The sequence below is a fragment of the Legionella resiliens genome, from assembly GCF_021344005.1.
GTDB classification, from domain to species: Bacteria; Pseudomonadota; Gammaproteobacteria; order Legionellales; family Legionellaceae; genus Legionella; species Legionella resiliens.
Map to the genome: position 1 here is coordinate 555,014 of NZ_JAJTND010000005.1, position 14,178 is coordinate 569,191.

Genomic DNA, 14,178 nt, shown 5'->3' on the forward strand with positions numbered 1-14,178 from the left:
TGCTTTTAGAATTTGATTCAGTTATCTTAAATCATTTTTAAATATGCCTCCTTAGCTTGTACGCTGCCAATATTGGGTCTATAACTTTAAGAATAAAAGAGAGCACTTATGTCAGAAAAGAAAGCTAAACTTAAAATCAGCAGTCCTAAGGAATCTCCTGAGTCACCTTCTGTTGAAGCAAATCCTTCTATTCTTGCAAGCATCATTAAAGAATTGCCAGGCAGTATTTATTGGAAAGATAAAAATGGGGTGTATTTAGGTTGTAATGACACCATGCTTGAAATGACTGGAATGAAATCCATAATTGGAAAAACAGATTTCGATATGCCATGGGCAGCATCTGCAGAAACAATTCGCAATAATGATTTAAAAGTAATGGCGCTTAATTCTTCATTAGAACTGGAGGAAACAGGAATATTAGCCGATGGGAAACAAGCTGTTGTATTAACCAGGAAAACCCCACTACGCGATGAACAAGGAAATGTAGTGGGTATCCTAGGCATATCACTGAACATTACCCATCGTAAAAAGCAAGAAGCGGATTTACGTTCAAGCCAGGAAAAGACGCAATCAACTTTAGAAAATATTCTTGCCAATATGCCGGGACATGTTTATTGGAAAGACAAAAATGGGGTGTATTTGGGATGCAATAACCGACAAGCACGAAGTGTAGGATTTCAATTTGGCTATGAACTGATAGGGAAAACCGATTTTGATTTACCTTGGGGTGAAACCCAAGCAGAGTTATTTCGGCAAAATGATCTTTATATTATGCAAACCGGTGAAACTGAAATTATTGAAGAAAAAGCCCTGATCGATGGGAAAAATGCCATTTTTTTAAGTCATAAATCCCCGATGCGCAATAAAAAAGGGGAAATTACCGGGGTACTTGGTATTTCAATTAACATCACTGAACGCAAAAAAATTGAAGCTGAGCTCAAGATTGCAAAAGAAAAAGCCGAAGCAGCAAGCCTTGCAAAAACAGAATTTCTTGAAAATATGCGACATGACATCCGCACGCCCCTGACTGGTATTGTTGGATTTGCAGATCTCATTAAATCGGAAGCAAAAAGTGCTCAGATTCAAGAATATGCGGATAACCTGGTAGCATCCAGCCATGCCTTGCTTGATTTCATGGATGAGGTTCTCGAAGCAATCCATGTCAGTTCTGGCGAGGTGCCCGAAGTTAGAAAAAAATTCGTCTTACAACGAATCGTTCAACATGTTATTGATCTTAATAAAGCCAAAGCATCTGCAAAACACCTGCATTTATCTTTGAATTTTGATCCCAATATTCCCAAATACCTTATTGGTGATCCTGTGCGCATCCATCGGATTTTGCTGGAGCTGATTGCTAACTCGTTGAATTTCACCGATACAGGCTTTGTAAAATTAACCGCTAAACTGGCAAAACAAGAAAATCGCGAAATCATTATTCAATTTGTCGTAGAAGATAGTGGAATGGGTATTCCCAAAGACAAGCAACAGGAAATTTTTCTGCAATTTAAACGCTTAACGCCTTCCTACAAAGGAATTTATAAAGGAGCAGGCTTAGGTCTTGCAGTAATCAAACAGTTTATTGATGAATTAGATGGGGAAATATATGTTGAGAGTACGGTTGCCAAAGGAACGCTCTTCACCTGCATCATTCCCTTTAAAACAGCACTTTTAGAAGATGAAACGGGCATTGAGAAAGATTTTGTCGAGCTCAATATCCCAACTTTTGCACAAAATACTGCTATCACTCAAGCTCCAGACTCATCTGCAAAACCCTTTAAACATCGTATCTTATTAGTTGAAGACAATACCATTGCACAAACAATCGCAAAGGAAATGTTGAATAAATGTAATTGTCACGTTGATATAGCAGTTGATGGACAATCTGCCTTACAATTCTGGAAGAAAAACAAGTACGATTTAATTTTCATGGATATCGGTTTACCTGATATGGATGGTTATCAAGTGACCCATCACATTCGTGTACAAGAAATCACTAAAAACCATCACACCCCCATCATTGCACTAACAGCTCATGTCGGTGAAGAAAACAAGCAACGATGTATTGAGTCAGGAATAAACGCAGTACTCAGTAAACCCCTAACTCAAAAAAATTGTTGTGATATTTTAAATTCATTTATTCCCTCCATACAAAAAGAAAAAGGAATCTCCTCTGAACTTGATGTTTTAGATTTACCACCAACAGAAGAACAATTTTTTGAACTTTCTAGATTTCCTCTACTTGATATTGAAGAAGGAATTAAAACTACTGGCACAGAAGATATGCTCTGCAAGATGCTCAAGTTAATGCTCAATCATTCTCTTCTTGAAGATATTCCCCTACTAAAAAAAGCGCATGCACAAGGTGACTGGGAAAAAACCCAGAACCTTGCCCATAAAATTAAGGGAGGTGTGATGTATGTCGGCGCCATCCGTTTGAAAATCGCCTGCCAATATCTCGAGCGTTATTGGAAATCAGGACAACGTAATTTATTGGAGAAATTGTATCAGCAAATGATTCAAGTGGTTGATGAAACAACTTCTGAGATTCAAAAATGGATAAAGGCAAAAACACCCCATTAATTTAGATATTTTTGCACCCAGGCTACACATTTAAATGAAAACACTTAAAAATCGCCAACCACAGAGTCATTTTCCAGAGCACCTTCCTGAATCGTTTGAAACTCATCTCCTTTTACCTTTCCAGGATATTTTTTAAATCGAAGTGCAACTGGCCTTAAATAATTTGGATAATGAGGCTTGATTAAATAGTCATAAGTGGCTGCCATCGCCTTGTTTCTGCCGCTGGGATAAACTTCAAAATCATATGCTTTCTCTGTCCATAGGCACATCACCGAACACTCTTCGAGCAAATAATCAAGACAAAGTCTGAATGCCCGCTCATAATCAACATTCACAGCAGAAAATCGGCTCAAGTAGCGTGTTAAAAAATCATCGATATTGGCATGGATCGCATGACGAAATGATTTATTAGAGTCATATTCTTTTTGTACTCGTATATAGCTTTCAATGTAATTCTGACTGTTGTACCAATCATCCCAACGCATAATTTCAAAGGGTATGGTTAATTGATTGTAAGCCATTTCATTTCTCAGCAACCAATCATCACCTTCTTTTACAGCAAGCTGATATAATTCATCCGGGGTCCCTTGATGCATAATACCCATCGTATGGCGTTGAACACTATCATCAACAAGGATGGTACACTGCTTAAATGCTCCATTAATGAGTTTAATCACCGCTGCAAATTTTTCACCCTCATGGATGGGTTGCCCCACACTGATGGGCATAAGACAAGAAGATAGAGGGAACCGTTTTCTTTCTTCTACTGGGTTTTCTCTAAAGGAAGCTTTCACAATCCTGTTATCAATTAAACTCATATTCCTTACCTCCTTTTGAGTTTTAAATCGCTATTTTTTGCATAAAATGAAATCATATTTTATTTTATAAAAGCCACACTGTCCATTAAAGGTTCATCAGCACATTTCGTTCACATAATAATTACTTAATGTTATTATTGTATAATTTGTGTAATATATATATCAAACCTAAAAGCGAGTATGAAATGTCTTATAGAATAGATAATCCTGGTGGTGGTGATTGTGGATTTTATGCATTGGCTATAGGTTTAATAGCGACCATTCAAAAAGAATACGAAGAAAACAAGAAAAACAAAACTTTTACTCAATGGCAAAAGAAAGGTCTTAATCATGTGAGCTTACCAGAAATTCTAGACATTGATTTAAATCAGCTCTACGAATCTCCCTATACTTATAAAAAAGAAACCCTGCTTAAATTACAAATGTCTTTAAGAGATATTTCTGCCACTGCATATAAAAATGATCTTCTTAAAAAAATAGCACAAGCAAAAAGTAGCGGAAGCACCCAGGTTGAAAGCTCACCTGTATATCATAAGTTTATGGAGTTAGTGCACTATTACTTAAAAGAAGAGCAAGAAGAGAATGCACTGGATAAAATAAAACAGTTCAACGAGTTGGCTTTATCACCTGAAGTCCTTGACTTAGCGCAAAAAACTGCGAAGTCATTGGAGCCAAAGCTTCAAGGTAAATCCTTTGAGCAAGGGCAAAAAATAGAAAATGCACATGTTAAAGAGGCATTAATGGCAGACGTGCTCTCTGGTGGTAAAGAAAATTCTCGTTCCGTCATTTTGAAAGGTATAGAAAAGATTAAGGAACAAGGAAGATGGGCAACACATAGTGATTTAAAAGAAGTTGCGGAGCAACTTGAGGTAAATCTCTACGTAACCAATGAACTCAATGGAGCACCGAAGAAGGGGTGCCCTACTATTGTTTTAAATAACGAAGGTCAGTCAATCCATTGGACAACCACTGTAGAGGAATTGCCTGCGCCTAAAGTTAAGCCTGTTGAAAAACGTATTGAGAGTCCAAAACCAATAGAAGAAACTCATACGTCTTCTAAAGAGCAGGAATCTTCTAAAACTCGTGAGTCTTCTAAAGAGCATGAATCTTCTAAAGATAGAGAATCCCGAGTAATTGCAGCAACTGTAAGCACTCAAATTAATGAAGAGAAAGCAGAGCGTTATCAACAACACGTAAAGACACTCATGGTCAGTGCATCCGATCCGAGGTTCTTTGCTAGTGTTCAAAAAAGAATAGAAAACCTTGATAAACTTGATAAGGAAGAAGCTCTTAAGAATGAACATGGCGCTCAAATTGAATCGGATGAAGATTTTGCTATACGCTTACAAGAAGCAGAGTTCAGACGAGCTAATCTGAAGTAAGAACTATTAAAACTGTTTGGAAATAAAAACACCCTGGAATATGGGTGTTATTCCTTTTTTGAGCCTGATTCAATATTCGAGCATTCATAAGCTTTTTTTCGTTCAAGATGAGCCAAATATGGCTTTCCTCTCATAGAACCGTGAACAACTTGTTATACCACAATACCTTAACTAATATAACGTAAAAGCACAGAGTATTCATTTAAGGGATTTATGATGAACACCATTCAACGCTTTATCAAAGCACAACAAGGCCAAGACGCATATATCTCATTCCAACAGGCTTATGATGAACTCAAAGCTGGAAGCAAACAAAGCCACTGGATATGGTATGTCTTTCCTCAGTTAAAACAGCTTGGGTTCAGTTCTATAGCTCAACATTTTGGCATTGTTGATTTCAAAGAAACGTGCGCCTATTTGCAAAATGAAGAACTTTTTCAAAATTATGATGCAATAAGCCAACTGGTAGAACAACAACTAAAAAGAAAAATCCCTGCTCTTATCCTTATGAATGGGGATACGGATACTAAGAAACTGGTGTCAAGCCTCACTTTATTTCGAGAAGCGGCTTCATTTCTTGAGCGCCAGGGAAATACATCGCAGGATTTTGCTGCACTTGCTCATTGTTGTGATCGAATTCTAAACGAAACCGCAAAACAAGGTTATTTTCCTTGTGAGCTCACTCTTGATTTGGTACAGGAACAGAAAAATAATCAGTATGACTAGCACGTGGACAATTCCTCCATAGCTATGTCCCGTGATTTTTTCCTGTCTCTTGATCACATCTTTGCCTACGCCCCGCGGCTTGTCCGCGAGGTCCAGTGTTTTAGGGCAGAGCCTCTGGATCCTGCGGACAAGCCCTGAACGATCGTCAGTTTTCTAAATTTATCATGTACCACTTAAGTTTCTCTACGTACTGCTTAAATTTCTCTACGTACTGCTTTCCTACATACCGCGCTTTATGCGCGGTATCCAGAACGATATTTTAAGATGCCGCTGAGCATTTCTATAGCAAGATCCCCTGGATACCGCGCATAAAGCGCGGGACGTAGGCAGTGAAAATTGACCAACACACTATGGGACAAATTAAAAATTTTTTGGCCCTGTTTTTTCTTTCTTTCAAAGGTGTATGATTGCTTCATAAAGTAATTTAAATTATCGGAAATATAATGAGAAAGTTCGCTGGCATCCTTTTTCTATTTTTAAATCTAGGGATTCAACCTGTAAATGCAAACAATCTCAGTTCAATAGAAAAACAGATAACCCGGTACATTACAACTCAATCTCAAGAACAACTTTCATTATTAGAACAATTAGTCAATACCAACAGTGGCACTACAAATCTTACAGGAATTGATAAGGTTGGAAACATAATACGCCAGCAACTAGACCAACTTGGATTTAAAACTTTTTGGGTTACAGAACCACCAGCCATGCATCGAGCAGGAACCTTGGTTGCTCAGCGCACTGGCCATAAAGGCAAAAAATTGCTTTTAATTGGCCATCTAGACACAGTGTTTCCTGCAGATAGTCCATTTCAACATTTTCAATATAAAGGAGCTGTTGCAACAGGTCCGGGGGTCATCGATGACAAAGGGGGAATCGTTGTAATCCTTTATGCCTTAAAAGCCTTACACGAAATGCATGCTTTAGATAATGCAAATATAACTGTTATTTTAACAGGTGATGAAGAAGATTCTGGAAAACCCACCTCGATTTCAAGAAAACCTTTAGTCGATGCAGCAAAGAATAGTGATATTGCCTTGGATTTTGAGTGGGCAATTACACCCGATACAGCAACCATTGCGCGTAGAGGCATAGCACACTGGACAGTAGAAACTCATGGTAATGAAGCACACTCCTCAGAAATTTTTCAAAAACAAGCGGGTTATGGTGCTATTTATGAGTTGGTACGTATCCTAAATACAATGCGTACTGAGTTAAGTGGGGAGCGCTTTTTATCATTTAGTCCAGGCCTTGTTTTAGGTGGAACCACGATTAATAGTAAAAATAACATTCAAGGCGAGACTTTTGGCAAGGGGAATGTCATTGCAAAAATTGCGATGGCAAATGGCGATTTACGTTTTATTAGCGAACAACAAAAGAAGGCAGCAGAAAAAAAAATCACTGATATTGTTACCCATCACTTACCTGGTACCACAGCGTCCGTTATATTCCAAGAGGGTATCCCGAGTATGCCGCCTGCTCCAGCCAATAAAGCGTTATTAAAACAATATAGTGAAGTCAGTGAAGACTTAGGACAAGGCGTAGTACATCCTCTTGAGCCAGGTGCAAGAGGTGCCGGGGATGTGTCCCACATTGCCTCTCTAGTAAATGGGGCATTAGCAGGTTTAGGACCCGTAGGCACTGGTGCACACTCAGTAAAAGAAACTTTAGATGTCCCTTCTCTTTTAACCCAAACTCAACGCGCATCCCTATTGATTTATCGATTAATTAACAATTTCAATTAATTTCTCCCAATTTTTAAAAAAATTTGCAGTATAATATAAACTTACAATCTTTTTTCGAGGGGTTTCCTTGAGCCCTAATTAAAATTAATGAGTTCTCCATACCTCAATTTTAGTGTGCCTGCTCACAAACGCTATAATATAGTTAAGAAGCCTTTAATTAATCAGTAATGGCTCTCATGAATTAGCTTTTATGAATTTTTAAATTCTAACTGCTATTTAAATTTTCATTAAACATTTAACATACAATTTTTTTATGGATTGGCTTGATTTGATTCCTTACATTTACCCGAGTTCTTATCTCAAATTACCTGCTAATTTTTATGAGGTGATCGAGCCAACGCCGATCGCAAATCCTTATTTAGTTAAATTCAATCACGAATTGGCTTCGTATCTTTGTGCTCCGAACTCCTCTTCTACCCATGAAAAAGAGATAATCTCTTTTTATGCCGGAAACCGAGTGCCTGCACATCTTAAAAGCATTGCATTAGCCTATGCAGGACATCAATTCGGATACTATGTTCCCCTTTTGGGAGATGGGCGCGCTGTGTTACTTGGTGAACTATGCAGTCAAGATGGAAAGCGATGGGATATACAACTCAAAGGCTCGGGAAAAACAATGTTTTCGCGAATGGGCGATGGTAGAGCTCCCCTTTCCGCAGTATTAAGAGAATATCTAATCAGTGAAGCAATGCACGGTTTAAATATTCCAACTACCCGTTGCCTAGCTGCCATAGCAAGCCAAGAAAAGATCTATCGCCAAGATGGCCCTGTACCATTAGGTGTATTAACCCGAGTTGCATCCAGCAGCCTGCGGGTAGGTTCTTTTGAATACGCCGCTGCTCAAAAAGATAACCACTTACTCCAATCCCTCGCGAACTATGCTCTTGAAAGACACTATCCCGAACTTTTACCCAGCGCACACCCCTATCTCGAACTGTTTAAAAAAGTTGTGGATCGCCAAGCATACCTCATTGCTGAATGGATGGGAGTCGGCTTTATTCATGGAGTCATGAATACAGATAATATGACCATATCCGGTGAAACCATCGATTATGGCCCTTGTGCGTTTATGGATGAATTTGACTTTGGTACTGTATTTAGCTCTATTGATCATGCAGGTCGTTATGCATTTGGAAATCAAGCCGCTATAGCAAAGTGGAATTTAGCACAATTTAGTCTAAGCTTATTGCCCCTATTTAAAGATAAGGAAGCACCCAAACAAATGCTCGAAGTGCTCAACTCATTCACAGAACGCTTTTCTCAATACTGGAACAAAAAAATAAGAGAGAAGTTAGGCCTTTCTGAAGAACATACTCATACGAGAGAACTTATTAATAATTTTTTCGCGTTATTACAGCAACATAAACCGGATTTTACAAATACCTTTAGGCTTTTGAGCCAAGCCATTGATTGTGAACGCTCGCAGAACGATTTAATCAACGCACTAGGAAATCAACCTAACAGTAAACAGTGGATTACTGATTGGTTAGTGTGTATTAAACAACAAAATGTTGAGGTCAACAAAATAAAATCCAAGATGAATCAAATAAACCCAGCCTATATTCCCAGAAACCACTTAATTGAAAATGCAATTAGAGACTTTATTGAAAACAATGACAGTACCTTAATGAATACCCTTTTAGCAGTACTGAAAAATCCTTATCGCCAACAGAGAAACACTGAAAAATTACAATGTTTGCCTATGCCCCATGAACGAGTATATCAAACGTTCTGCGGAACTTAAGATGACTCGACATGCAAAGGGTAAACACAACTAACTTTTGAGCAGAAGACCACTTTTCTTATCTCCTTGTCATACCGAGCTTTTCTAGCGCGTCTATTTGCATGACAGCACTGGGAATTCCGCGCATAAAGCGCGGAACGTAGGTATTTTGTTTTATGCGATAAGATGCGTTTGCCTTGTCCCATATCTTTTTTGCCTACTTGCCGTGCTTTATGCACGGCATCCAGTCGCTCTGCCGAAGATAGAATCTGGATTCCGCCCGCATAAAGCGCGGAACGTAGGTATTTTGTTTTATGCGATAAGACGCGGTTGCCTTGTCCCATATCTTTTTTACCTACTTGCCGTGCTTTATGCACGGCATCCAGTTGATCTGCATGAGGCAAAAAGGCTGGATTTCGCGCATAAAGCGCGGAACGTAGGCATTTTGTTTTATGCGATAAGACGCGTTTGCCTTGTCCATATCTTTTTTGATCTACCTGCCGTGCTTTATGCGCGGCATCCAGTCGAGCGTGAAATGGAGAACAAAGCTGAATTCCGCATAAGCAAAACGGATCAATAAATTAAATGATTTTCTGATAAAGAACTTCTTTTAATAAAGCCCCGCCCTCATAAAATTCTTCTAATTTGGTTGAGTTTGTGGCTTCAAAACCTAAGGCATCATAGAATTTGCGTGCTTGAATATTGTCTTCGAATACCCATAGAAGTATTTTCTTATATCCCTGATTTGCGAGTTCAGAAATCGCAGCCAGACATAATTGGGTTCCTAATCCCATGCGCCAGTAATCGGGATGTAAATAAATAGCACTGATCTCACCCATTGATCTATCCGCACTAAAATCACGAAAAGGACAAATGCTGGCAAAACCAACAGTTTGATTGTTGATTTCCATGATTAATACTTTAACGTCCTGCTCTATCAAATTGCGCCACTGCAGAGTTCGTTCTTCCAAGGATAAGTTTTGTAATATAATTTCTGGAATGAAATCTCGATACATCTTTTGCCAGGAACAGATATGAATTTGAGCAATAGCTTCAGCATCATCTAATGTAGCTGTCCGGATACTGGGCGTTAAATTTTTAATCATAATAAAAACCTTAAAGACGTAATTAATTTCTAATAAATTATTCACGTTCTTTTAAATTCAATATTTAAATAACTCATATAAGTGATATGCTATGTTAGAATGAAAAAATTGTCACTAAAAAGGATTTAGCCATGTATAAATTCAAACAAAAAGAACAAATAATTCTGGGGGCAATGACCTTGTTTATCGCATCAATGGCCACTGCAGGAACTGTAACGAGTGATGTTTCCACCACTGATGGAACTTCAGTAGGAAAAGTCGTTTTTGAGGACAGCAAATACGGTTTACTTATTAAGCCCCAATTGACCGGGCTTCCTGCAGGAGCTCGCGGCTTCCACATCCACCAACACCCCGATTGCGGTGATCATGCTAAAAAAGCGGGCGCCCATTTAGATCCTGCCAAAACCAATAAACATCTTGGTCCATATGGCACGGGGCATTTAGGTGATTTACCTGTGTTGGTTGTGGATAGTAATGGCGAAGCAAATACTCCTACATTAGCACCTCGTTTAAAAACTAAAGATATTAAGGGACATGCCATTATGATTCACGCCGGTGGAGATAATTATAGTGATAATCCTACTTTGGGGGGCGGCGGTGACCGTATTGCGTGTGGAAAAATTCCTTCTTAATTATAAAAATACACTTTTGAATTCAGATGCAGTTGAGTTTGTATCCGGATTATTCTAGTCTTAACAATAAAAAGAGAGATGTTATGCCCGGTTTTTTTTCAAAGTTAGGATCGACTTGGGATCAATATTATAGTTTGCGAAGCAAATACGCTGAGTTGATTCCAATCCCCAATCCATCTTATTTTAAACCTATTCATGAAAAGAATAACTTTAGAAAAGACTTTACAGAGGACTGTGCTGACTTAATTGTTCGCCCCATTTATTGTCCTATCTGGTTAGGGGTGAATGCATTATTGCTGTTTTTAAAAAGCTTTATTTTTCTGATGGCTGCTTTATTGTTAACCGTCCCAGCTTTGTTATTAGCAATTTTTGCCCCTAGTTCAGATATCAGTTCCAGTACTTGTTCTGCATTCAAAACCTGTGCAGCACATACTATTGTGGATGCAACTATGGGTATTATCGCAGTCTGTGCTGCAGTTGCCTCTATTGTTTTTAATCCCATATATTTGCTTACTCGATTCCTAAGTACTGTTGTTGAACATTTAAATGAAGTCACTGAATCGTGTTGTGGTTTGACTATCGCTCGGTTTTAATTCTTCTGTCCTGAAATAAAATCTACTTTCCAGAAATCAAAAAAACTACATTCCGCGCTTTATGCGCGGAATCCATCTCGGATCCCTTTCATGCACGATCGACACATAGGCCCCTCCTTTGACCAATCACCTTCATGCCTCCCGCAACTTGGTCGAGACGTAGGCAAGATGTTACTTATTACACTATCATTAAGAAGGTTTGCTGTATCTGCCAACTAATTCAGCATGCTCAATAATGTGATTTTGCATGGCAGTCTCTATTTCCTTTTTTGTCGCATGCTCTCCTAGATTTAATAAAGTATCTAAAGCATAGAGTTTAAAGAAATAACGATGCGTACCGCTTGGGGGGCAAGGTCCACCATAGCCTGTTCTGTTCCAACTATTTCGCGCACTGATTGCATTCAACGGAATACTTCCTGTTTTAAGTTCGTGACAATCAGCAGGCAGATTAAATAAAATCCAGTGTACCCACAATCCCATTGGCGCGTCAGGATCATCCATGATTAGAGCAAAAGATTGAGTATTTTTAGGTACATTTTTCCATATTAATGGCGGAGAATGATCGTCACCATTGCAGGTATATTCTTTAGGAATAAGCGCATTATGAGCAAACGCAGGACTCTCTAATATCATTGCACACTCCTTATGCGAAACCTCTATTTGCAATTTAGACTATTTTTAAACAAAAATACAGGCATATGGCTTAGAACTTCTTGGATTATATTTTTAATTTTCCTCTCAAAATCTGCCAAAGCATGACAAAATCGCCCACCAGACTATATAAAGGATAACGAAATGTAGCGGGTTTATTTTTTTCATAGACCAAATGCCCAATCCAGGAAAATCCATAACCCACCATAAGCATCAGAATAAGCCATAAGTAACTCCAAGTGAAAAGAAAAAAAAGAAAACTCAAGCAAGCTAAAGAAGTTCCCAGAACATGCAAACGCCGACACATCACTGTTTTATGTTCACGCAGGTAAAAAGGATAAAACTCATTAAAGCTTGAAAATTTCTTATCTTTTTTCATAAGAATTTAGAAAATAACTCCAAAGTTTTTAAATTTTAGTTTAAAAATTCAATGTTATTATTTTTAAAGAACGTATTGGATCCCGCGGATAAACCGCGGGACGTAGGACGATTAAGAACCATACACAGCATATCTATCGAGGAAAAGATGCAATTATAAATAACACCCTACTCCATCATAACCAATCACATGGCATGACTTGTAAGCACTTTGATCGAGCCGATAACTTACAGAACCATAATAGGCAATAATCGTTCCCTTTTTAGTTTGTTCTATATGAGGTTTTTGAAAGTTTGCTACAGCCTCGCATGTGGTGTGGTTTTTTATCCAAACTCCCCCCTCTGAAATAACACGAGCCTTGTTGGGAGTTAATGCATCCTTTCCACATTTTTGAATTGCCAAACGTTCCATTTTTGGAGCGGAAAAGAGGAGATCATAACCCGCTGCTGCTGCCTTAACCGCATTTTCAGCATCCAAAATTCCATGTCCGCAAGGTTTCTTACCAACACATGATTTGTTGGCATCAGTACTTACTCCAAAATCATGCGTCGTTGTATAGAGTAATTGTTCCACTTGTTCTGGACTAAGCACTTTTTCACTGGCTGCAATAATCAATCCAGCAACACCAGCAACATGGGGGGTAGCCATACTGGTCCCTTGATAAAAATCAAAACCAGATCCATTATAACCACCTCCGGGATTTACTGTGGATAAAATTCCTCCCCAAGTACCATAGCGTTTGTCCCCCCCTGGAGCAGATAAAGTAACGCTTGGGCCATAGTTCGAAAAATAGGACCTAAGCCCCTCGGGTCCAGTAGAGGCAACTTTAATGGTTCCATTACAGATTGCAGGTGCATTAAAATGTTCCCAAACATTATCATTTCCTGCTGCAATAGCGAGTACCGCTCCTTTTTTGCGTGCAAAAAAGACTGCTTCCTGTAACGCTTGATCACAATAATCAATTTCTTCTTTTGGGCCCTTGTCCACGCCAAAGCTCATGTTCAAAATTTTGGCAGGATGAATATTAGAAGGTACTCCAGGAACATCTCCTCCTACAGACCAATAAATGGCATTGATGACTGAGCTTTCATAGAACATGCCATTAGCAGCAGGAATTTTTAAAGGAAGAATTTTTAAATCTTCACCCATGCCGCTCATAACGTTCCCATAACCCGCAATAGTTCCAGCGACATGAGTACCATGGTAGGATCGGGTTTCATCGATTAAGTTATTATTATTTCCTGCAAAATTCCAACCCCATAGATTGCCTGCACTATCTTTTACCAGGTTATTGATCAAACTATCATTTAAAGCAATCCCGGTATCTAAGACTGCAACGACTATTGGCTTTTTAGAAAAACCAGTGGTATAGGCCCAAGCACCATCTCTCACTCCAGGCTTGGATTCCAACATAATCCCTGCAGGACGGGAAAACTCATCCCACTGACTTTCGTGCGATAATAAATCACCTGTACCCAAAATCTCAGGATCCGGAACGGGTTTAAAATAACTAATTCTGTCTTTAACTGCGTATAAGACTTGGGGATTTTTACGCAAACGCTCCAAAATCAAAGACGAAGCATCTTTATCAACTTCTTTAGCCAAAGTACTGTTTGTTGTGTCTAAAATTAATAAAAAAGCACCATTAGCCATAGGATTTAATTCTTTCACGGGTAACTGGGTTACCTGCTTTATTTGTGACTTTAAAGAAGAAACACTAGTTATTTGTTCTTTATATTTTATTATGAGTCGAACGCTATCTTGATCGGGTGAAGCAAAAACAGTATGTGCGATAGATAAAAGACCTAAACCCAAAATCCCTGATTTAAACATGCAACAATCT

12 protein-coding genes are annotated in these 14,178 nt (G+C 38.7%); 7 read left to right on the forward strand and 5 right to left on the reverse strand.

Translation table 11 applies throughout. The features are described from left to right. Positions 1 to 108: 108 nt before the first annotated feature. Positions 109 to 2,580, forward strand: a complete 2,472-nt coding sequence (locus LXO92_RS14965; protein ID WP_232891254.1) for a PAS domain-containing sensor histidine kinase — start codon at positions 109 to 111, stop codon at positions 2,578 to 2,580. A 44-nt stretch (positions 2,581 to 2,624) separates the two neighbouring features. Here LXO92_RS14965 and LXO92_RS14970 read toward each other — a convergent pair whose 3' ends face one another. Beyond that, on the reverse strand, positions 2,625 to 3,398 hold the full coding sequence (locus LXO92_RS14970) for a hypothetical protein (protein ID WP_182350324.1): 774 nt from the start codon (positions 3,396 to 3,398) through the stop codon (positions 2,625 to 2,627). Positions 3,399 to 3,583: 185 nt separating this feature from the next. Here LXO92_RS14970 and LXO92_RS14975 point away from each other — a divergent pair, with 185 nt between their 5' ends. The 4 genes from LXO92_RS14975 to LXO92_RS14990 all read left to right on the forward strand — a co-directional run bounded on the left by LXO92_RS14975 (position 3,584) and on the right by LXO92_RS14990 (position 8,995). Then, a complete protein-coding gene (locus tag LXO92_RS14975; protein ID WP_182350325.1) occupies positions 3,584 to 4,780 on the forward strand; it encodes a hypothetical protein in 1,197 nt (398 codons plus the stop codon). 213 nt (positions 4,781 to 4,993) lie between these two features. Continuing rightward, positions 4,994 to 5,506 carry a DUF1810 family protein gene (locus LXO92_RS14980; protein ID WP_232891255.1) on the forward strand — a complete coding sequence of 171 codons (513 nt, stop codon included), beginning with the start codon at positions 4,994 to 4,996 and terminating at the stop codon, positions 5,504 to 5,506. A gap of 443 nt (positions 5,507 to 5,949) precedes the next feature. Next, a complete protein-coding gene (locus LXO92_RS14985) occupies positions 5,950 to 7,251 on the forward strand; it encodes a M20/M25/M40 family metallo-hydrolase (protein WP_232891256.1) in 1,302 nt (433 codons plus the stop codon). Positions 7,252 to 7,519: 268 nt separating this feature from the next. Beyond that, positions 7,520 to 8,995 carry a protein adenylyltransferase SelO gene (locus LXO92_RS14990; protein ID WP_232891257.1) on the forward strand — a complete coding sequence of 492 codons (1,476 nt, stop codon included), beginning with the start codon at positions 7,520 to 7,522 and terminating at the stop codon, positions 8,993 to 8,995. Positions 8,996 to 9,555: 560 nt separating this feature from the next. Here LXO92_RS14990 and LXO92_RS14995 read toward each other — a convergent pair. After that, on the reverse strand, positions 9,556 to 10,080 hold the full coding sequence (locus tag LXO92_RS14995; protein WP_232891258.1) for a GNAT family N-acetyltransferase: 525 nt from the start codon (positions 10,078 to 10,080) through the stop codon (positions 9,556 to 9,558). A 131-nt stretch (positions 10,081 to 10,211) separates the two neighbouring features. Between LXO92_RS14995 and LXO92_RS15000 the strand changes: the two genes are divergently transcribed. Together LXO92_RS15000 and LXO92_RS15005 are read left to right on the forward strand one after the other, a co-directional pair. Next, positions 10,212 to 10,712: a superoxide dismutase family protein gene (locus LXO92_RS15000; protein ID WP_182350329.1), complete on the forward strand. Its 501-nt coding sequence runs from the start codon at positions 10,212 to 10,214 to the stop codon at positions 10,710 to 10,712. Between the two features lie 83 nt (positions 10,713 to 10,795). Beyond that, a complete protein-coding gene (locus LXO92_RS15005; protein WP_182350330.1) occupies positions 10,796 to 11,305 on the forward strand; it encodes a hypothetical protein in 510 nt (169 codons plus the stop codon). 189 nt (positions 11,306 to 11,494) lie between these two features. Here LXO92_RS15005 and LXO92_RS15010 read toward each other — a convergent pair whose 3' ends face one another. The 3 genes from LXO92_RS15010 to LXO92_RS15020 form a co-directional block, all read right to left on the reverse strand. After that, a complete protein-coding gene (locus tag LXO92_RS15010) occupies positions 11,495 to 11,938 on the reverse strand; it encodes a YbhB/YbcL family Raf kinase inhibitor-like protein (protein WP_182350331.1) in 444 nt (147 codons plus the stop codon). 85 nt (positions 11,939 to 12,023) lie between these two features. After that, on the reverse strand, positions 12,024 to 12,335 hold the full coding sequence (locus tag LXO92_RS15015; RefSeq protein WP_182350332.1) for an Mpo1-like protein: 312 nt from the start codon (positions 12,333 to 12,335) through the stop codon (positions 12,024 to 12,026). Between the two features lie 153 nt (positions 12,336 to 12,488). After that, positions 12,489 to 14,168, reverse strand: coding sequence for a S8 family serine peptidase (locus LXO92_RS15020; RefSeq protein WP_232891259.1), 1,680 nt, complete (start codon positions 14,166 to 14,168; stop codon positions 12,489 to 12,491). Positions 14,169 to 14,178 lie beyond the last annotated feature (10 nt).